Here is a 20,565-nt window from a genome sequence, read left to right as displayed (position 1 = left end):
GTCTATCCCTCGACAGCACACGGCATGTGGAGCACACACCGAACGCGGGAGATCACCACCATGCGCATCGTCATCAGCGAGTTCATCAGCCTCGACGGCGTCGTCCAGGCCCCGGGCGGCCCGGAGGAGGACACGGACGGCGGATTCGCGCACGGCGGCTGGACGCACCCCTACTTCGACCCGGAGGTCGTCGGCGGGGCCTTCGACACGGCGCTGGAGGAGGCCGACGCGCTGCTGTTCGGGCGGCGGACGTGGCAGACGATGGCGTCGGCGTGGCCCGAGCGGGCCGGGGACCCGTTCGCGGACCGGATGAACGCGATCCGGAAGTACGTCGTCTCCGACTCGCTCGGCGAGTCCGAGCTGACCTGGGACAACTCCGTCCGGATCCCCCGGTCGGAAGCCGTCGCCGAGCTGCGGAAGCTGCGCGAGAGCGACGGCCGGGGCCTGCTGGTCATGGGCAGCCCCACCCTCGCGCGCATGCTGATCGACGAGGGCCTGGTGGACGAGCTGCGGCTCATCGTCATGCCGGTGGTGCTGGGCGGCGGCAAGTCGATCTTCCCGAGCGGGGGTGCCAAGTTCCCGTTCGAGCTGGTCTCCACGACGAAGTCGGACGCCGGCACGCTGGTCAACGTCTACCGGCGGGCGGCCGAGTAGGCCGTCCCCGTGGACGGGAGCGGATGCCGGGCCTACGCTCGAAACCGACGGAACCTCTGACCGAGTCAAAGGCACGCACTCGGGGGGCGAGCATGACCGTTCAAGACATCCGCTCCTTCAACCGCTTCTACACGAACCTGATCGGCGCGCTGGACTACGGGCGTCATCTGTACGCCCCGTACACCCTCACCGAGTCCCGGGTGCTCTACGAGCTGGCCCACTCCGCGCACACCGACGTCGCCGATCTGCGCACCCAGCTCCATCTGGACGCCGGGTATCTGACGCGCATCCTGAACAAGTTCGAGGAGCAGGGGCTAGTCGAGCGCGGGCCCTCCGAGCGCGATCCCCGGCGGCGGCGGATCCGGCTGACCCCGCGCGGGCGGGAGACCGCCGAGCTGCTGGACGAGCGGGCCCGCCAGACGGTCGGCGCGCTGCTCGCCGGCGTCGCGCCGGAGGACCGGCCACGGCTGGCGGAGGGGCTGCGGACGGTGCGGACGCTGCTGTCCGGCGGCCACGCTCCCCGCCCCGAGGACGCCGTCCTGCGCGCGCCCGCCCCCGGCGACCTCGGCTGGATCGTGCAGCGCAACGCCGCGCTGTACGCCGCCGAGTACGGCTGGAACGCCGAGTACGAGGCGCTGGTGGCGAGGATCGTCGCCGACTTCGCGGAAGAGCACGATCCGCTCCTGGAGCGGGTGTGGATCGCGGAGTTGGACGGGCGGGCGGTGGGGTGTGTGATGTGCGTACGGGACGAGGCGCCCGGCGCGGCCCGGCTGCGGCTGCTGCTGGTGGAGCCGGACGCGCGCGGCCTCGGCGTCGGGGACCGGCTGGTCGCGGCGGTCGTCGCCTTCGCGCGCGAGGCGGGCTACCGGGAGGTGGTGCTGTGGACGAACGACGTCCTGGCCGCCGCCCGGCGGATCTATCAGCGGCACGGCTTCACGCTGGTCGCCGAGAAGCCGCACCGCTCCTTCGGGAAGGACCTCGTCGGGCAGGACTGGCGGCTGGATCTGCGCGCGGCATCCGAGTGACGCCGCGCGGCGGCGAGTAGGGTCGATGAGTATGAAGCTGGCGTTCTCCACCCTCGGCGTCCCCGGTCTCCCCCTCCCCGATGTGCTGCGCCTCGCGGCGGAGCACGGCTATCACGGGGTCGAGCTGCGCGCGCACCGCGAGGAACCGGTGCACCCCGGCCTCACCCCGTCCGAACGCGCGGACATCGCGGCCGAGTTCAAGGCGTACGGTGTCGAACCGCTCGGCCTCGCCGGGTACGCCCGCGTGGCCGCGCCGGGCGACGACGAGCCGGTGCTCGCGGAGATCCGCGCCCTGCTCGACCTGGCCCGCGATCTCGGTGCCCCGTTCGTCCGGGTCTTCCCGGGCGCCGACGTCGCCGCTCAGCCGCCCGAGGAGGCCGACGCCATCGCCGCCCGGCGGCTGGGCGTGGCCGCCGAACTCGCCGCCGACGCGGGCGTACGGATCCTGCTGGAGACCCACGACTCGCACCGCACCGGCGCCGACGTGATCCGGGTGCTGGGCCCGGTCGGGCACCGGAGCGTGGGCGCCCTGTGGGATGTGATGCACACCTGGCTGGGCGGCGAGCAGCCCTCGGAGACGTACGCCGCCCTCGCCCCGCACCTCGGCTACCTCCAGGTCAAGGACATCGCCTCCGCCGAGGACACCACCCCGCTCCCCCTCGGCGCGGGCGTGCTCCCGCTCGCGGAGTGCGTGGAGGTGCTGTCACGGCACGGCTGGGACGGCTGGCTGTGCTGGGAGTACGAGAAGCGCTGGTACGAGGCCGCTCCCCCGCTGCCCGGCCTGCTGAGCGCGGGACGCGACCACCTGGCGCGGCTGCTCAACGATTCGGCGTGAGCGGCGCGGCGCCGTGCGGGCACCGGTCCGGGACGGCGGGCCAGGTGCCGTAGCCGGGCGCGGCCGGGGGTCAGCGGAGGGCCGTGGCCAGCTTCGCGAACTCCTCGTGGAAGCCGGGGAAGGTCTTGCGGACGCACCCCGGGTCGTCGAAGGAGACGCCGGGTGCGCGCAGGCCCGCCACCGCGAAGGACATGACGATGCGGTGGTCGCCGTAGGACTTGATCTCGGTGTCGCGTGCGGGGCTGCCCGGGTGGATCTCGATCCAGTCCGGGCCGGTCTCCACCGGCACGCCGAGGCGCCGCAGGTTCTCCGCGCAGGCCTCCAGGCGGTCGCACTCCTTCACGCGGGTGTTGGCGACGTCCTCGATGCGGACCGGGCCGGAGGCGTACGGCGCGATGGCGGCGAGGGTCGGCATGGTGTCGGAGATGTCCCGCATGTTGACGGTGAGGCCGCGCAGCTCGCCGGTGCCGCGCACCGTGGTCCGGTCGGCGCCGGTCTCCACGTGGGCGCCCATGCGGCGCAGTACGTCGACGAAGGCCAGGTCGCCCTGGAGGGCGCCCGCGCCGAGGCCGGGGACGGTGACCTCGCCGCCGGTGAGCGCGGCGGCGGCGAAGAAGTAGCTCGCGGTGGAGGCGTCCGGTTCGATGGCGTAGGTGGTGGCGCGGTAGCCGCCGGGCGGGACGACGTACGTGGCGCCCTCGCGGCGCACCTCCACGCCGAACGCGCGCATCATCGCGATCGTGATCTCGACGTACGGCACGGAGACCAGGTCCGTGACGGTGATCCGCAGGCCCTTGCGGGTGAGCGGGCCGAGCAGCAGCAGCGCCGTCAGGTACTGCGAGGACAGGCCCGCGTCGAGGGTGACCTCGCCGCCCTCCACCCCGGCCGCCTCGACGGTCAGCGGGTGGTGGCCCTCCTTCTCCTCGTGGCGGAGTCTCACGCCGAGGTCGCGCAGGGCGCGGGTGAGGGGCAGCAGGGGGCGGCGGCGCATCTGCTCGGAGGCGTCGAAGCGGTAGGTGCCGTGGCCGGCGGCGGCGAGGGCGGGCAGGAAGCGGGCCGTGGTCGCCCCGTCGCGGCAGTAGACGTCGGCCTCGCGCACGGCGGGGCCCTCGGGGCGGCCGTCGACCTGCCAGGTGTCCGGGGTGCGGCCGACCCGGTAGCCGAGCCGCGCCAGGCCCTCGGCGAAACCCTCGGTGTCGTCGGACCGCAGGGGCCGGACGAGGGTGGTGACGCCGTCGGCTGCCGCCGCGAGGAAGAGGGCGCGGGCGGTGATGGACTTGGAACCGGGGATGTCGACTACGGGCATGTCCTTATGATCGGCCGACGGTCGCCTCGCGTGCGGGAACGTCCACGGGGTGGACCGGTGCGGTCCGGGTCCGCCGGGGCGCCCACGAGGCCAGCGCCACGCCGCCCACCAGCAGCACCGCCGCGCACCAGCGCAGCGGGCTCATCGACTCGCCGAGCAGCAGGCCCGCCGAGGACATGCCGAAGACCGGGACCAGCAGGGAGAACGGGGCGACGGTGGACGCCGGGTGGCGGCGCAGCAGCCAGCCCCAGGCGCCGAAGCCGAACACGGTGGTGACCCAGGCGACGTAGAGGACCGTCCCGGCGCCCTGCCAGTCCAGGGCGCGTACGGCGTCCCAGTCCCGGGAGGGGCCCTCCAGCAGCAGGGACAGGGCGAGCAGCGGGAGGACGGGGACCGTGCTCACCCACACCATGAAGTTGAGGGCGTCCGGGGGTGCCGCCTTGCGGGTGAGGACGTTGGAGACGCCCCAGCAGGCCGCCGCCGCGATCGTCAGCGCGAAGGGGAGGAGGGAGCCGGTGGCGCCCTCGTCGACGGCGGCGACGACGATCCCGGCCAGGGCGACCGCCATGCCGAGGACCTTGGTGCGGGAGGGCCGTTCACCGAGCGCGGCGAACGCGATGAGCGCGGTGAACACCGCCTGGATCTGGAGCACCAGCGAGGACAGTCCGGCGGGCATCCCCGCGTCCATCCCGACGAACAGCAGGCCGAACTTGGCGACGCCCAGGACCAGGCCCACCGCGAGGATCCACCTCCACGCCACCTTGGGCCGGCCCACCAGGAAGACGGCCGGGACGGCGGCGGCGAGGAACCGCAGGGCGGAGAAGAGCAGCGGCGGGAAGTGGTCGAGGCCGATCTCGATGACGGTGAAGTTGACGCCCCAGACGGCGGCGACGAGGACGGCGAGGGCGAGGTGGGCGGGGCGCATGCGCTCCACGATCCCCCGCACCGACCGTGAAGCACCAGCGATGATTCCTGCATGGTTGGATGAAGCAACATTGAATCCAGCGGCTGCCGAGGGGCTATCGAGGGGGCTTTTCCGTGCTCGACCTGCAACGCCTGCGCGCCCTGCACGCCGTCTCCGTGCACGGCTCGGTCGGTGCCGCCGCCGCGGCGCTCGGCTACACCCCGTCCGCCGTGTCCCAGCAGATCGCCAAGCTGGAGCGGGAGACCCGTACGGCGCTGCTGGAACGCGAGGGGCGCGGTGTGCGGCTGACCCCCGAGGCACACCAACTGGTCGCCACCGCCGAGCAGTTGCTGGCGATCGTGGAACGCGCCGAGACCGAGCTGGAGCAGCGGCGCGGCATCCCGGCGGGGCGGCTGACGATCGCCGCGTTCGCGTCGGCGGCGCGCGGGCTGATGCCCGGCGTCCTCGCCGACCTCGCAGTCCGGCACCCCGCCCTGGACGCCCGGCTGATCGAGGCCGACCCGCATGTGACGGTGGGGATGGTGGCCAAGGGCGCCGTGGACCTGGCGGTCGTCCACGACTGGGACATCGCGCCGCTGCCCGTGCCGCCGGGGGTCGAGCAGGCGGTGATCGGCGAGGACCGGTGCACGCTGCTGGTGCCCGAGGGCCACCCCTTCGCCGGGCGGGAGCGGGTGCGGCGGGAGGAGCTGGGCGGCGAGCGGTGGGTGTGCCAGCCGCCCGGGCGGGTCTGCCACGACTGGCTCGTCCGCACGCTGCGCGCCGCCGGGCACGAGCCGGACATCGTCCACCAGGCCGACGAGAACCCGACCCTGGTGGCCCTCGTCGCCGCCGGACTCGGCGTCACCGTGATCCCCCGCCTGGGCCGGGGCCCGCTGCCCGCCGGGGTGGCGGAGGTCCCCCTGGACCCCACCCCCGTACGCCGGTTGTACGCCCTGTGGCGCACGGGCGCGGCGGGCCGCCCGGCGATCGCGGAGACGGTACGCACACTGCGGGAGCACTGGCCGGGGGTGGCGGCGCAGCCGTCGCGGTGACCCGCGCAAGGCGGCGGGGAGATGGCCCCGGTGGCCCGCGCAAGGCGACGGCGCGACGGCCCCAGTGACCCCCGCAAGCCGCCGACACGACCGCCCCAGCGACCCCCGCAAGCCGCCGACACGACCGCCCCAGCGACCCCCGCAAGCCGCCGACACGACCGCCCCAGCGACCCCCGCAAGCCGACGACGCGACCGCCCCTGTGACCCGCTCAAGCCGCCGGGACGACGGCCCCCGTGACCCACCCTCACCGGCGTCACCTCACACCCCCGACTGCCCACCACCCCCGCAGCCACCGACTTCCGGAATTCGCCCGACCACCGGGAACCGGCCCCGCGCCGCCCTCGTCCAATCGCCGGACCGCCGGAGAGTCACCGCGGTGCGGTGTCGGCCTCGCTGCCGGCCGCGAACGCCGACCACCCTCTCCGCCGCGCACGCGGCCGGCGGTATGCCGCCATCGGCGCGCCCCCCTCCCATGCGCCGGTGGCGGCCCCCTCGCTGGGTACTGTGCGTTCCCTTGACTGGCAGAAACTTCCCGGATATTGGTGACCCTTCGGAAGTTTCCTTCAGCGGACCTCCTCCGGAAGGAGCGCACGTGCCCGACACCAGCACAGGAAACACCGCGAAACCCTCCAGACGTTCGGTCCTCGCCGCCACCGCGGCGGGCGTCACCGCCGCCCTCACCGTCACCGGCCCCGCCCACGCCCACAGCGACCAGCGGCTGCGCCGCCTCATCTCCCGGATGTCCCTGGAGGAGAAGGTCGGCCAGCTCTTCGTCTCCCGGGCCTACGGCCACTCCGCCTCCGCTCCCGACCAGGCCGACATCGACGCCAATCTGCGCGAGTTCGGCGTCCGCACCCCCGCGGAGCTGGTCGCCAAGTACCGCCTGGGCGGGGTCATCTACTTCGCCTGGGCGCACAACACCCGCAGCCCGCGCCAGATCGCCGCCCTCTCCAACGGTCTGCAACGCGCCTCGCTGGCCCTCCCGCACCGCCTGCCGCTCCTCATCTCCACCGACCAGGAGCACGGCATCGTCGCCCGTATCGGCAAGCCGGCCACGCTGTTCCCCGGCGCGATGGCGATCGGCGCGGGCCGCTCCCGCACCGACGCGCGCGCCCTGGGCCGGATCGCGGGCAAGGAGCTGCGCGCGATGGGCGTACGGCAGGACTACTCCCCCGTCGCCGACGTGAACGTCAACCCGGCCAACCCGGTGATCGGCGTGCGCTCCTTCGGCGCCGACCCGCGGGCGGTGGCCGAACTGGTCGCCGCCGAGACCGTGGGGTACCAGCGCTCGGGCGTCGCGGCGACCGCCAAGCACTTCCCGGGGCACGGCGACACCGAGACCGACAGCCACTACGGCTTCCCGGTCATCAAGCACACCCGCGAGCAGTGGGAGACGCTGGACGCGCCGCCGTTCCACGCCGCGATCGAGGCCGGCATCGACTCCATCATGACCGCGCACATCCTGGTCCCGGCCCTCGACGACTCCGGCGACCCGGCGACCCTCTCCCGCCCGATCCTCACCGGCATCCTGCGCGAACGGCTGGGCTACGACGGGGTGGTGGTGACGGACGCGCTCGACATGGCGGGCGTACGGCAGAAGTACGGCGACGACCGGGTGCCGGTGCTGGCGCTGAAGGCGGGCGTGGACCAGCTGCTGAACGCGCCCAAGCTGGACCTGGCGTGGAACGCGGTCCTGAAGGCCGTCCAGGACGGCGAGCTGACGGAGGAACGGCTGGAGGAATCGATCCTGCGGGTGCTGCGCCTGAAGGCGAAACTGGGCCTGCTGGACGATCCCTGGACCGACGAGGAGGCGGTGGACCGCACGGTGGGCACACCGCTCCACCTGCGGACGGCCGACCGCGTCGCCGAGCGGACGACGACCCTCCTGGTGAACGAGGGCGGCCTCCTCCCGCTCTCCCCCGACGAGACCCCCCGCCTGCTGGTCGTCGGCGCCGACCCGGCGTCCCCCTCCGGCACCACCGGCCCCCCGACCGGCACCCTCGCCCGGGCCCTGACCGAGCAGGGCTTCACCGCGACCGCGCTCTCCACGGGCACCGCCCCGTCCCCGGCGGTCGTCGAGCGGGCCGTCGCGGCGGCGGCGGACGCGGACGCGGTGGTCGTGGCGACGTACAACGTGACCGCGACGAGCACCCAGAAGACCCTCGTGGAGCGGCTGCTGGCGACGGGCCGCCCGGTGGTGGCGGTGGCCGTGCGCAACCCGTACGACGTGGCCCGCCTGCCCGGCGTCCGCGCGTACCTGGCGACGTACTCCTGGACGGACGTCGAACTCCGCGCCGCCGCCCGGGTCATCGCGGGAGCCGTCGATCCGACCGGGAAGCTGCCGGTGCCGGTGCAGCGGGCCGACGACCCCACGCGGGTGCTGTACCCGCTCGGCCACGGTTTGTCGTACAAGACGTACTAGCCCTACGTCACACACCTGGCGCACCACCCCCAAAGGGCGCAAAGCACTCTGCGCGTCTGGCGTGTGCCCGCGACGGCGGGTCACGCTGGACGGGGGTGGGGGGATGGGACATGGGTGAGAGACGTGCCGTACCAGGTGACCTGCCGGATGCCCTGCCGGGTGCCGTGGCGGGTGCCGGTGCCGTGCTCGGCCTGCTGGTGGCGCTGCTGACGGGCTGCCAGGGACCGCCGCCCGCCCGGGACGACGCCGCCGGCCCGCGGCCGGCCGCGACCGCACCGGCGGCCGGGACGGTGCCCTCGGGCTACGGGACGGTGTTCCTGGGCGTCGACGAGTGCAGCTCGTTCGGCACGGCCGGCTTCACCGAGGTCTCCTGCGGCAGCGAACGCGCCGCCGCGCGTGTGGTGGCCCGCCACGACGGCACGGTGCACGACGGCCCCCTGTGCCCCGCCACCACCGACTTCGTCCTCCACATCAGCGAACAGCGCCCGTCCTCCGACGAGGACGGCGACGGCGCGGTCCCCCGCGGCTACGCCTGCATGCGCTCCCTCCAGCCCCCGCACCCCGGCGACCCCGGCGGCGGGGGCGGCCCCCGCACCATCGTCGGCGACTGCGTCTACGGCTCCGGCGACGGCGAGGTCCGCGAGACCCGCTGCGACGGCGAGGGCGAGCGGCAGCCCGAGTACCGGGTGACGGAGGCCGTACGACACCGCACCCAGTGCCCGCCGTCCACCGCGCTCTACGTCCAGTTGGGCGGAGCCAACCCGGTGGGCTGCGCCCGCCCGGTGTGACGCTCACGCCCTCGGGATGCGAGCCGGGCCGGAAACGAGGACCGTGGAGAGAGAGGCAGAGGAGTTCGTGATGACACCTCTCACTCGCATTCCACTGGACGACGGGGGCTGGGTTCTGGTGGAGCAGCCGGGCCTGCTGCCGGACGGCGGACCCGTCAAAGCCGGTCGTATCGGCGACGCCGTGCGCGAGCTCCCGGTCACGCTGGAAGCGGCCCTCCAGCCGGTCGCCGAAGCCGCCCACGCCGCGCTCGTGCAGCTGCGCAAGGCCCGCCCCGACGAGATCACGGTCGAGTTCGGCGTCGACCTGGCCTTCGAGGCCGGAGCCGTGATCACCAAGAGCCAGGCCGGCTGTCACCTGAAGGTGACCGTGTCCTGGAAGGACGACCAAAAGGGCTGATCCCGGTGAGCGGTACGGACAGTACGCCGGGCGACGGCATCACCTCCGATCTTCCGATGGCGGTGGCCCAGATCCTCGGGCCGGACGGCACGGTGGCCGGAACGGGGTTCCTGGTGGCCGAGGGGGTGGTCGTCACGTGCGCGCATGTGGTGGAGGCGGCCGGGGGCGGGCCCGGCTCGGAGGTCCGGCTGTCCTTCCCGTACGTTGCCGGCGCCGACCATGTGGCGGGGGCGATCCCGGCCGGGCTGTGGCGTCCCGCCGAGCGGGAGGACATCGCCTACGTCCGGCTGAACGACCCTCCGGCCGGTGTGCGGGCCCTGTCGTTGGGCTCCGCTGAAGGCTGCCGAGGCCATCAGGCGCGCTCCTTCGGATTCCCCGCGCAGGCCCCTCGGGAAGGACACCTCGGTTTCGGCGAGATCGGCGACCTGCTGCCCGCCGTGGCAGGCAGAGGCGCGCACCTCCAGCTGACCGGCGCGAACGACCTCACCACCGGGTTCAGCGGCGGGCCCGTCCTCGACGAGGTCACCGGCCTGGTCGTCGGCATGCTCACGGAGATCACCGCGCCCGACGCGTACATGCGGGGCCTGGGCATCGCGTACGCCACTCCCACCCGGGTCCTGCGGGAGGTTCTGCCGGAGCTGACCGAACGCGACGTGTGCCCGTACCGAGGGCTGGAGCCGTTCACCGCCGAGCACGCCCGCTGGTTCCACGGCCGCTCGGAGGCGGTACGGCAGGTACTGGCCAACCTGGGCCGGCAACGGCGCCTGACGCTGCTGCTCGGGCCCTCCGGGTCGGGCAAGTCGTCGCTGATCCAGGCGGGGGTGCTGCGCGCCCTGGCGGCCGGGGAACTGCCCGGCAGCGACCGTTGGCTGCCGGTGCTCGCCCGGCCCCGCCAGGACATGCTCGCCGAGATCGAGCGGGCCGGGCTGCCCGGGGCGACCCAGGAGGGCATCATCGCGGCGGTCAACCGCAGGCTCGCGGTCGAGCCGTCCTCCCAGCGCGTCCTGCTCGTCATCGACCAGTTCGAAGAGCTGCTGACGCAGAGCACCGACGGCCGGCTGCGGGACCTGCTGGCCGCGATCGACGAGGTCACCTCGGCCGCCGACCCGTACACCAAGGTCACTGTCATCCTGATCATGCGGGACGACTTCTATCCGCAGCTGGCGGCGCGAGCGCCCAGGCTGCTGGAGGCCGCGACGCCGGGCCTGCTGAACGTGCCGGGCACCCTCGCCCGGCAGGACCTGCACGACATCGTCGTGCTGCCCGCCGAGGACGTGCGTCTCCGCTTCCAGCCCGGGCTTCCCGAGCGGATCATCGGCGACGTCCTGGACATCACTCCCGAGGCGGCCCTCACCCATCAGGCCCCCGTCACCGTGCTGCCGTTGCTGGAGATGACCCTCAGCCAGCTGTGGGACCGGCGGGAGGACGGATACCTCACCCACGAGGCGTACCGGCGCATCGGCGAGGTCAGCGGAAGCGTGACCACGTGGTGCGACAACGCGCTCGACGAGCTGTCCCCCGAGCAGCAGGTCATCGCCCGGCGGGCCCTCACCTCCCTGGTACACCCCGCCGACCCCAGCCACAACATCACCCCCGTGCGCACCCAGGTCCCCCTCCACGAGCTGCGCGACCTCGCGGCCGATCCGGGCGAAACCGACGAGGAGACGGCCGTCGACTCCGTCATCGCCGCCCTCACCCGCCGCCGCATCATCACCACCCAGACACTCCGGGCTCCGCAACACCCCGGCGCCCCGCCCGGTGAACCGGTGGCCGAGCTGATCCACGAGGCACTCATCCGCAACTGGGTCGCGCTGCGGGAGTGGGTGGACCAGGACCACCGCTTCCAGGAGTGGCTCGCCCGCACCCGCGAGCGGCAGGCTCGCTGGGCCGGGCACAAGGACCCGGACGACCTGCTGCGGGGGACCGCCCTGGGCGAAGCGCTCGAGTGGTCACAGCAACGGCGGCTGCCGGCGGACATCGCGGACTTCCTCACCGAGAGCAAACAGCATCAGCGGGCTGCCATTCGACGGAGCCGGCGGCTGAACGCGGTCCTCGGAGGGCTGCTGGTTCTCGCGCTGCTGGCGGCGGGGGGTGCGGTCTGGCAGTGGCGGACAGCGGTGGCGGCGGAGGACGCGGCACTGTCGCGACAGCTTGCGGCTCAGTCCGACGAGCTGCTTCCCACGAACCCGGAGCTGGCCGCGCTGCTGGCCGTGAAGGCGTACCGGACCAGCCATACGCCCGACGCCACCGACACCCTGCGGAGTGTCGCCGCCCTGCCGGCACACCGCCGCCTGCCGGGGCACACGGACGAGGTTCGCGCGGTCGCCTACAGCCCGGACCGCCGCACTCTCGTCACCGTCGGCGCCGACAACACCGTCCGTCTCTGGGACCCGGCAACCATGAAGAGCCGTGCGACGCTCACCGATCACGCCGGTGCGGTGAACGCGGTGGCGTACAGCCCCGACGGCGGCACCCTCGCGACTGCCGGTGCCGACAGAACCGTCCGCCTGCGTGACCCGGCCACAGGCAAGACCCGCAAGACACTCACCGGGCACCCCGATCAGGTCAGGGCCATGGCGTTCTCCCCGGACGACGACACCCTCGCCACCGGCAGCACCGACAACACCGTCCGCCTGTGGAACCTGGGCACGGGCGCGGTCCGCACCCTCGAAGGACACACCAACCAGGTCAATGCCGTGGCCTTCCACCCCGACGGCCATACCCTCGCCACCGGCAGCGCCGACACCACCGTCCGCCTCTGGAACCCGGCCACCGGCAAGGCCCGCACGCTCAAAGACCACACACAGCCCGTGTCATCGGTGGCGTACCGCCCGGACGGCAGCACCCTCGCCACCGCCGACGGTTACGACGTCCACCTGAGGGACCCGGCGACCGGCAAGGTCCGCACCACGCTCTTCGAGCCGGCGCTCACGCTCGTCTTCAGTCCGGACAGCAAAACCTTCGCCACTGCCACCGACCGCTTCGTGCGGCTGTGGGACGCGGACACCGGCGCGCCCGGAGCTACCCTGGTCGGGCACGCCAACGAGGTTCTCGCTCTGGCCTTCAGCCGGGACAGCCGTACTCTCGCCACGGCGAGCCGTGACACGACGGTACGTCTGTGGGACTCCGCCCTCGGAGACGACCGCACCACCCTCAAGGGACACACCAGCGAGATCTGGTACGTGGCGTTCAGCCCGAACGGCCGCGCCCTCGCCACCGCCGGCAACGACAAGACCGCCCGCCTCTGGGACCCGGCCACAGGCGAACTACTCAGGACACTCAGAGGACATGCGGAAGCGGTGACCGCGGTGGCCTTCCACCCGGAGAGCCACACCCTCGCCACCGCGAGCGACGACACCACCTTCCGCCAATGGAATCCGGCCACAGGGGAGGAGCGCACCGAAGCCGAGAAGCACCCGGACGCCGTGTGGTCGGTGGCCTTCAGCCGTAAGGACGGAACCCTCGCCATCGGGGAGGGCAACGGAGCCGTCTTCCTCCGAGACTCCGCCACCGGCGAGAGCCGTCCTCTCGACGCCCACAGCAACGGAGTACTCGACCTGGCGTTCAGCCCCGACGGCCGCGCTCTCGCCACGGCCGGCGCCGACTCGACGGCCAAACTCTGGGACGCGGTCTCCGGAAAGTTCCGCACCGTACTGACCGGACACAACGCCAGAGTGCGGTCCGTGGCGTTCAGCCCCGACGGCAACACCGTCGCCACCGCCAGCGAAGACGGTACCGTCCGTCTGTGGGACGCGGCCACCGGCAAGCCGCGCAACGCTCTGACCGGACACAGCGCGTCCGTGAACGCGGTGGCCTTTCACCGCGACGGCGACATCCTCGCCAGCGGCAGCTCGGACGGAACCGTCCGCCTGTGGGACGCGCACACCGGCAAGGCACGCACCACGCTCCTCGGAGGCTTCGGCGGCGTGAGCTGGCTGGCGTTCAGTCCCGACGGCCGCATCCTGGCCACGGTGGGCGACGACGGGACGGGGCGGCTGTGGGAACTCGGTTCCTTCCCCGAACCCGGCCAGGCCATCGAGCGGGTCTGCCGCACCTTCGGCCGCGACCTCACCCAAGACGAACTGGCCGCCTACCTCCCCGACGACGCCGACCCCTCCGTCTGCCCCTGACAGCGACGGCGGGCCCTCCCGGACCCGCCGTCGGTGCACTACAGGAACCCGCGGATCACGGACGCAGCGTCCGCTCCACACCCCTCTTGTCCAGCTTGGCGTCGTACTTGGCCAGGGGCCTGGCCTTCGACGGGTCCGCCTGGACGGAGGCGGGGGCGACGCCTGCCCATTCGAGGATCTTGGCCGTGGCGAGGGCCTTCTCGGAGTCGATCAGGCCCGCGACGCGGGCGCCGTGGTTGGCGCCGGGGGCGGTGAAGACGTAGGAGTCGCGGGCGCCCTTGCCGAGGCGGAAGGGCTCGGCGCCCCAGGGGTCGTTCTCGCCGTAGACGAAGAGCATCCGGCGGGCGTTGTCGCGGACCCAGGTGTCCACGTCACGCATGGCCCACGGCTGGAAGTTCATCTCGATGTCCCGTGGGACGAAGTACCGCGGGGGCAGGTAGCCGTAGCGGATGTACTGCTTCTCGATGTGCGGGAAGTGGATGGTGGGGGCGCCGAGCTGGGTGCCCGCCTGGTAGTAGTACGGGGTGTACGGCTCCAGGCCCTGGTCGGTGTAGAAGGAGAAGCCCGCGACCGTGTCGAGGGTGTTCCACAGCTCGTCGTCCGTCGCGTTCTTCGCGTCCGCGGGGATCGTGCCGCAGTCGGACAGCAGGCTGTACTGCCAGAATCCCCACACGTAGTCGAGGACCGTCGCCTCGTAGGCCTTGTCGAGGCTGCCCACGGTGTGGAAGGTGTAGCCGTTGTCCGCCGCGTACGCCTCGTAGCGCTTCTCCAGGGACTCGCGCCGCACCAGGGCCTCGCGCTGCACGCCGTTGAGGCGGTCGCGGCATTCCTTCGTGCCGACGGTGGCGAAGAAGCGGTCGTAGGCCGAGTCCTCCTTGTTGACGACGTCGTTGGGGGCGACGTAGGCGACGACGCCGTCCATGTCGCGCGGGTAGAAGCGCTCGTAGTACGTCGCCGTCATGCCGCCCTTGGAGCCGCCCGTGGAGAGCCACTTCTTGTCGTAGACGGGCTTGAGGGCCTTGAAGATGCGGTGCTGGTCGCTGGCCGCCTGCCAGATGTCCAGCTTGGTCCAGTCGGCCGGGCTGGGCCGGGACGGGGTGAAGTAGCGGTACTCCATGGAGACCTGGTTGCCGTCCACGATCTGGGTCGGCTCGCGGCGGCTGGGGGTCGTGGAGACGTTGTAGCCGCTGGTGTAGAAGACCGTCGGGCGGGAGACGTCCTTGTGCAGGACGGTGATCCGCTGCTGGAACGTGCCCTTGGCCGGGCTGCGGTGGTCCACCGGCTGGGTGAAGTTGAGGACGAAGAAGCGGTAGCCGGGGTACGGCTTCTCCTCGACCAGGCTCATGCCGGGTATGGCGAGGAGCCGGTCCTTGATGTCGGTCGTGCCCTCGGCCTCCGGCTGGACGGCGGTGGCCGTCCCCGCCGTGCTCAAGGCGCCTATGAGCACCGTGAGCGCGAGCAGCCATCTGAGCGCCTTGCGCATGCACCCTCCCCTGTGAGAACAGATGTGCGCCGGAAGCTATCGGAGCAACCCGGTTCACACCAGGGGGAGTTCGGTAATCGGTGCGTCGGGCGTCAGCAGAGGATCCAGCCGGAGCTGACCGATCCCCGGCCCACGGAGCCCTTGACCCAGACGCAGCGCTGCCCGGCGTAGACCGTCACAGCCGGGGTGCGCTTGCGGTACTTGCCCTTGCGGACCACCGGGCGGTGGCCGCGCGCCTGGACGCTGACCGACATGGACCGCCGGGGGCCCGGGTTCTTCGCGAAGGTCACCGAGCAGACGTAACCGCCGCTCTTGTAGACGTGCACCGAGCCCGTGGAGAACGGCAGCGTCCTGACCTTGCGCCCGGGACACGGCGCCGACGCGGCGTGCGCCTCCGCCGGCGCGGCGAGCGCGAACAGTCCGGCCGCGGTCAGTACGGACAGCGCCAGCGCCATCCGCCGTCGTATCGCACCCGAGTCCACAGTCGTCCCCTCCCGTGCCGCACCCCTCGGCAGATTGACGTACGGATGTACGGACGCGCAGCGTACGCCCGATGGTTGCGTCGGGGCGGTCGGGAGGGGCGGGTGTGGGCCGGTGTCAGGCGCCCACGGGGGTGTCCTCGCCCACGAACGTGCGCCACAGCTCGGCGTAGCGACCGCCCCGTGCCAGCAGTTCCTCGTGGGTGCCGTCCTCGGCGACCCGGCCGTGGTCCATGACGACGACGCGGTCGGCGCGGGCGGCGGTGGTGAGGCGGTGGGCCACGACGAGGGTGGTGCGGCGGCCTGCCAGGCGGTCGGTGGCCTGGTTGACCTGGGCCTCCGTGGCCAGGTCCAGCGCGGCCGTCGCCTCGTCGAGGAGCAGGATGTCCGGGTTCACCAGCTCCGCGCGGGCCAGGGCGATGAGCTGGCGCTGGCCGGCGGAGAGGTTGCGGCCCCGTTCGGCGACCTCGTGGAGGTAGCCGCCCTCCAGGCGGGCGATCATCTCGTGGGCGCCGACCGCGCGGGCGGCGGCCTCCACCTCGGCGTCGGTGGCGTCGGGGCGGCCGTAGGCGATGGCGTCGCGGACGGTGCCGGGGAAGAGGTACGCCTCCTGCGGGACGACGCCGAGGCGGTGGCGGTACGCGGTGAGGTCGAGGTCGCGCAGGTCGTGGCCGTCGACCGTCACCCGGCCGGCGGTCGGGTCGTAGAACCGGGCGACCAGCTTCACCAGGGTCGACTTGCCCGCGCCGGTCTCGCCGACGAACGCGACGGTCTGCCCGGCGGGGATGCGCAGGTCGATGCCGGTGAGGGCCCGCTCCGGCTCGTCGGCGGAGCCGTAGGCGAAGTGCACGTCCTCGAAGGCGACCTCCCCGCGCAGGGACTCCACCGCGCGGGGCTTGTCGGCGGACCGCGTCGAGGTGGGCTCTCGGAGCAGTTCCTGGATGCGGCCGAGGGAGACCGTCGCCTGCTGGTAGCCGTCGAAGACCTGGGAGAGCTGCTGCACCGGCGCGAAGAACAGGTCGATGTAGAGCAGGTACGCCACCAGGGCGCCCGTGGTGAGGGTGCCCGCGTCGATCCGCGCGGCGCCCACGATCAGCACGGCCGCCGCCGCGACCGACGACAGGAACTGCACGAACGGGAAGTAGACCGAGATCAGCCACTGGCCGTGGACGCGGGCCTTCCGGTAGCCGTCGCTGCGCTCCGTGAACCGGCGCCCGCCGTCCCGCTCGCGCCGGAACGCCTGCACGATCCGCAGCCCGGCGACCGTCTCCTGGAGGTCGGCGTTGACCCCGGAGACCCGCTCACGGGCGAGTTCGTACGCCTTCACACTCGCCCGGCGGAAGAAGAACGTGGCGACGATCAGCGGCGGCAGCGTCGCGAACACCACCAGCGCCAGCTCCACGTCGATCACCACCAGGGCGACCATGATGCCGAAGAAGGTGACGACCGAGACGAACGCGGTGACCAGCCCGGTCTGGAGGAACGTCGACAGCGCGTCCACGTCCGTCGTCATCCGGGTCATGATCCGGCCGGTCAGCTCCCGCTCGTAGAAGTCGAGGCCGAGCCGCTGGAGCTGGGCGAAGATCTTCAGACGCAGGGAGTAGAGCACGCGTTCGCCGGTGCGGCCCGTCATCCGGATCTCCCCGGTTTGCGCCGCCCACTGGGCGAGTACGGCCGCGAGGGCAAGCGCGGACGCCGCCCACACCGCGCCGAGCGCCAGCTCGGAGACACCGCTGTCGATGCCGTGCCGGATCAGGATCGGGAGGAGCAGACCCATGCCCGCGTCCACGGCGACCAGGGCCAGGCTGACGAGCAGGGCGAGACCGAAGCCCTTCAGCAGCCTGCGCAGGCCGTACGAGTCCTCCGGGCGCACCGCCTGTGCCTCGTCCACGTCCGGGGTGTCCGTCGCCGGGGGCAGGGCCTCGACCTGGGCCAGCAGCTCCGGGGTGGCGGGGGTGCCGGCGAGGGCGGTGTCCTGCGGCTCGCGGTCGCCGGTCCACAGCCGGGGCGTCACCCCCCGCTCGGCGTCGAACTCGGCGTCCAGCTCCTCGCGGACGGAGGTGTCCTCGTCCTCGGCGGGGGCGGCCGGCGGGGTGTGGCCCGGGGAGACGCCGCCCAGCTCGTCGGGGTCGGTGAGCAGCCGGCGGTAGAGGGCCGAGCGCTCCTGGAGCTCCTCGTGGGTACCGAGGTCGGCGAGGCGCCCGCGGTCGAGGACGGCGATGCGGTCGGCGAGGTTCAGGGTGGAGCGGCGGTGCGCGATGAGGAGGGTCGTACGGCCCTCCATGACGTGCCTCAGCGCCTCGTGGATCTCGTGCTCCACGCGCGCGTCCACGGCGGAGGTGGCGTCGTCGAGGACCAGCAGGCGGGGGTCGGTGAGGATCGCGCGGGCGAGCGCGACGCGCTGGCGCTGGCCGCCGGAGAGGGTCAGCCCGTGCTCGCCGACGACCGTGTCGTAGCCGTCGGGCAGCTCGCTGATGAAGCCGTGCGCCTGGGCGGCGCGGGCGGCCTTCTCGATCTCCTCGTCGGTGGCGTCGGGGCGGCCGTAGGCGATGTTGGCGCGGACGGTGTCGGAGAAGAGGAACGAGTCCTCCGGGACCAGGCCGATCGCGGCGCGCAGCGAGTCGAGGGTCAGCTCGCGCACATCGTGGCCGCCGATCAGCACGGCGCCGCGCGTGACGTCGTAGAACCGCGGCAGGAGGAGGGAGACGGTGGACTTGCCGGAGCCGGAGGAGCCGACGACGGCCAGGGTCTCGCCGGGGCGGATCTCGAAGGAGAGGCCGTCGAGGACGGGGCGCTCGGGGTCGTAGCCGAAGGAGACGTCGTCGAACTCGACGGTCGCCGGGGCGTCGGCGGGCAGCTCCTTCTTGCCGTCGGTGAGGGTGGGCTCGGTGTCGATCAGCTCCAGGACGCGCTCGGTGCCGGCGCGGGCCTGCTGGCCGACGGTGAGGACCATGGCGAGCATCCGGACCGGGCCGACGAGCTGGGCGAGGTAGGTGGAGAAGGCGACGAAGGTGCCGAGGGTGACGTCGCCGCGGACGGCGAGCCAGCCGCCGAGGGCCAGCATGGCGACCTGGCCGAGGGCGGGGACGGCCTGGAGGGCGGGGGTGTACCGGCTGTTCAGCCGGATGGTCCGCAGCCGTCCCGCGAACAGCCGCCGCCCGACCTCGCGCAGCTTCTGCGTCTCCTGCTCCTCCTGCCCGAAGCCCTTCACCACGCGTACGCCGCCGACCGCGCCGTCGACGACGCCCGCGACGGCGGCGGCCTGCGCCTGGGCGTACCAGGTGGCGGGGTGCAGCTTGGTGCGGCTGCGCTTGGCGATCCACCACAGGGCAGGCGCGACGGCGAGGGCGACCAGCGTGAGCGGGATCGACAGCCACGCCATGATGACCAGGGAGATCAGGAAGAGGAGGAAGTTCCCGATGGTCATCGGGAGCATGAAGAGCAGGCCCTGGATGAGCTGGAGGTCGCTGGTGGCGCGGCCGACGACCTGCCCGGTGGACAGCTCGTCCTGACGCCGCCCGTCGAGCCGGGTGATCGTGGCGTACATCTCGGTCCGCAGGTCGTGCTGGACGTCGAGGGCGAGCCGGCCGCCGTAGTAGCGGCGGATGTAGGTGAGGACGTAGACGAGGAGGGCGGCGGCGATGAGGGCGCCCGCCCAGGGGGCCATCTCCCGGGTCTTGCCGCCGATGACGTCGTCGATGATCACCTTGGTGATCAGCGGGACGATCGCCATGAGGGCCATGCCGGCGAGGGAGGAGCCGAGGGCGAGGACGACGTCCCTGGGATACCGCCAGGCGTATCCCCACAGCCGTCGTGCCCATCCCCGTTGCGTGCTCACGCGGGTGCCCTCCGTGTTCTCACCGGATCTCGCCGGATCCGAGTGACCTGATCTTCCGGAAGGCACCAACGCGGACAGAAGCGGATTTCATCCCTCCGCAACAATCGGGGACGGGGCGGGGCGGGACGGTGGGGCTCAGGTGCGTACGCGCAGGAAGTAGAAGCGGGTCGTCTGGTTGGGATTCTGGTTGTCGTCGCTGGCGAGCAGCACGTTCAGGCGGCCGTGGGAGCGGCCGGTGACGGCCATGGCCTCGATGTTGTCGAGCAGCGGGTTGGGCTGCGGCTGCTTGGCGGTGGCGCCGAGATCGGGACAGTCGGCGAGATCGGCGAGCAGGGTCTTGCGGACCGGTCGCACGCCCTCCTGCCCGGTCAGGTTCTCGACGTCGCTCGTGTCCGTGGCGCGGCGCGGGTCGGCGAGGTAGAGGCGGACCGTGTTGCCGACGCCGGCGGTGAAGCCGCGCTCCAGGACGAGGAGGCGTCCGTCGGGGGTCGCGGTGATCTCGGGGACGCCGAGGCCGGGGTCGGTGCGGTAGGCGTACTGCGCGGCCGGGAGGAAGCGGTCGTCATGTGTCCGCCGCCAGGTCTGGAGGCGGACGATGCCCGCGCTGTCCCCGCTGAGGGCGTACTCCATGGAGGCGACGAGCGTACGGCCGTCCCGGGTCATGGTCAGCCCCTCGAAGGTGCCGTTGACGGGCGCCCGGCCCGCCGGGGCGACCCGCAGCGCGTCCGGCACGGGCAGCCGGTCGAGGACGCGGCCGTCGCGGGAGTGGCGGCGTACGGACGGCTCGGTCTCCGAGGAGACGAGGTACGTCCCGTCCCGGTCGACGACCAGCCCCTCGGAGTCCAGCGCGGCGCCGCTCTCGTCCGCGAGCGGCAGGACCCCGCGCGGCTGGAGCGTGCGCCCGTCGAGCGAGAACAGCAGCGACCGGTCGGAGACCCCGGCGAGGCTCCCGTCGCGGTCCACGGCCAGCGCGGAGAAGTTGCCGACGAAGGTGCCCTCGTACGTCGTCTTGTCGAGCGCGTCGGAGAAGCGCTCGATGGCGACGGACGGCGAACAGGCGCCGCCGGATTGTGCGTTGGCTGGTCCTGCGGCGGTCAGGCAGGTGGCCGCGGCGAGGGTGGCGGCGGCAGTGGCGAGTACGGATCGCAGACGCATGGGCGCCACCGTAGGGCGGGGCGGTGACGGACGGTAGACGGCCTGGTGAAGGGTGGGCCGGGCCAGGCGGGTCAGCCGTTGTCAGTCAGTATCTTT

14 protein-coding genes are annotated in these 20,565 nt (G+C 72.8%); 8 read left to right on the top strand and 6 right to left on the bottom strand.

Translation table 11 applies throughout. The features are described from left to right. Positions 1–60 precede the first annotated feature (60 nt). From ACIG0D_RS01275 to ACIG0D_RS01265, 3 genes are all read left to right on the top strand, one after another. The gene (locus ACIG0D_RS01275) at positions 61–654 is read left to right on the top strand and encodes a dihydrofolate reductase family protein (protein ID WP_399795526.1); all 594 of its coding nucleotides are present in this window, start codon (positions 61–63) and stop codon (positions 652–654) included. A gap of 92 nt (positions 655–746) precedes the next feature. Next, positions 747–1,679 (top strand): GNAT family N-acetyltransferase, encoded by a 933-nt coding sequence (locus tag ACIG0D_RS01270; RefSeq protein ID WP_399795525.1) that lies wholly within the window; start codon positions 747–749, stop codon positions 1,677–1,679. Positions 1,680–1,710: 31 nt separating this feature from the next. Next, positions 1,711–2,514 carry a sugar phosphate isomerase/epimerase family protein gene (locus tag ACIG0D_RS01265; protein WP_399796335.1) on the top strand — a complete coding sequence of 268 codons (804 nt, stop codon included), beginning with the start codon at positions 1,711–1,713 and terminating at the stop codon, positions 2,512–2,514. A gap of 70 nt (positions 2,515–2,584) precedes the next feature. On the opposite strand, the gene aroA is transcribed toward ACIG0D_RS01265, so the two are convergent. Together aroA and ACIG0D_RS01255 are read right to left on the bottom strand one after the other, a co-directional pair. Continuing rightward, on the bottom strand, positions 2,585–3,820 hold the full coding sequence (aroA, locus tag ACIG0D_RS01260) for a 3-phosphoshikimate 1-carboxyvinyltransferase (protein WP_399795524.1): 1,236 nt from the start codon (positions 3,818–3,820) through the stop codon (positions 2,585–2,587). A gap of 4 nt (positions 3,821–3,824) precedes the next feature. Further along, entirely contained in the window at positions 3,825–4,745 is a 921-nt protein-coding gene (locus ACIG0D_RS01255; protein ID WP_399795523.1) for an EamA family transporter, read from the bottom strand. 113 nt (positions 4,746–4,858) lie between these two features. On the opposite strand from ACIG0D_RS01255, the gene ACIG0D_RS01250 reads away from it, so the two are divergent. From ACIG0D_RS01250 to ACIG0D_RS01230, 5 genes are all read left to right on the top strand, one after another. Continuing rightward, the gene (locus ACIG0D_RS01250; protein ID WP_399795522.1) at positions 4,859–5,776 is read left to right on the top strand and encodes a LysR family transcriptional regulator; all 918 of its coding nucleotides are present in this window, start codon (positions 4,859–4,861) and stop codon (positions 5,774–5,776) included. 593 nt (positions 5,777–6,369) lie between these two features. Further along, complete coding sequence (locus ACIG0D_RS01245; protein ID WP_399795521.1) at positions 6,370–8,199, top strand: glycoside hydrolase family 3 protein; 1,830 nt, start codon at positions 6,370–6,372, stop codon at positions 8,197–8,199. Between the two features lie 110 nt (positions 8,200–8,309). After that, positions 8,310–8,987: a hypothetical protein gene (locus ACIG0D_RS01240; protein ID WP_399795520.1), complete on the top strand. Its 678-nt coding sequence runs from the start codon at positions 8,310–8,312 to the stop codon at positions 8,985–8,987. 70 nt (positions 8,988–9,057) lie between these two features. Beyond that, the gene (locus ACIG0D_RS01235; RefSeq protein WP_399795519.1) at positions 9,058–9,384 is read left to right on the top strand and encodes a CU044_2847 family protein; all 327 of its coding nucleotides are present in this window, start codon (positions 9,058–9,060) and stop codon (positions 9,382–9,384) included. A 5-nt stretch (positions 9,385–9,389) separates the two neighbouring features. Continuing rightward, positions 9,390–13,514 (top strand): trypsin-like peptidase domain-containing protein, encoded by a 4,125-nt coding sequence (locus tag ACIG0D_RS01230; RefSeq protein WP_399795518.1) that lies wholly within the window; start codon positions 9,390–9,392, stop codon positions 13,512–13,514. 55 nt (positions 13,515–13,569) lie between these two features. On the opposite strand, the gene ACIG0D_RS01225 is transcribed toward ACIG0D_RS01230, so the two are convergent. The 4 genes from ACIG0D_RS01225 to ACIG0D_RS01210 all read right to left on the bottom strand — a co-directional run bounded on the left by ACIG0D_RS01225 (position 13,570) and on the right by ACIG0D_RS01210 (position 20,469). Continuing rightward, positions 13,570–14,997, bottom strand: coding sequence for a S28 family serine protease (locus ACIG0D_RS01225; protein WP_399795517.1), 1,428 nt, complete (start codon positions 14,995–14,997; stop codon positions 13,570–13,572). 92 nt (positions 14,998–15,089) lie between these two features. Further along, entirely contained in the window at positions 15,090–15,479 is a 390-nt protein-coding gene (locus ACIG0D_RS01220; protein WP_399795516.1) for a hypothetical protein, read from the bottom strand. Between the two features lie 115 nt (positions 15,480–15,594). Next, entirely contained in the window at positions 15,595–19,314 is a 3,720-nt protein-coding gene (locus ACIG0D_RS01215) for an ABC transporter ATP-binding protein (protein WP_399795515.1), read from the bottom strand. Positions 19,315–19,449: 135 nt separating this feature from the next. Further along, positions 19,450–20,469 (bottom strand): esterase-like activity of phytase family protein, encoded by a 1,020-nt coding sequence (locus tag ACIG0D_RS01210; RefSeq protein ID WP_399795514.1) that lies wholly within the window; start codon positions 20,467–20,469, stop codon positions 19,450–19,452. Between the last annotated feature and the right edge of the window lie 96 nt (positions 20,470–20,565).

This window comes from Streptomyces sp. NPDC052773 (genome assembly GCF_044547145.1).
In the GTDB taxonomy this organism is placed as follows: domain Bacteria; phylum Actinomycetota; class Actinomycetes; order Streptomycetales; family Streptomycetaceae; genus Streptomyces.
Note: the sequence above shows the minus strand (reverse complement) of the source record. Positions and strands in the feature narration are given on the sequence as shown.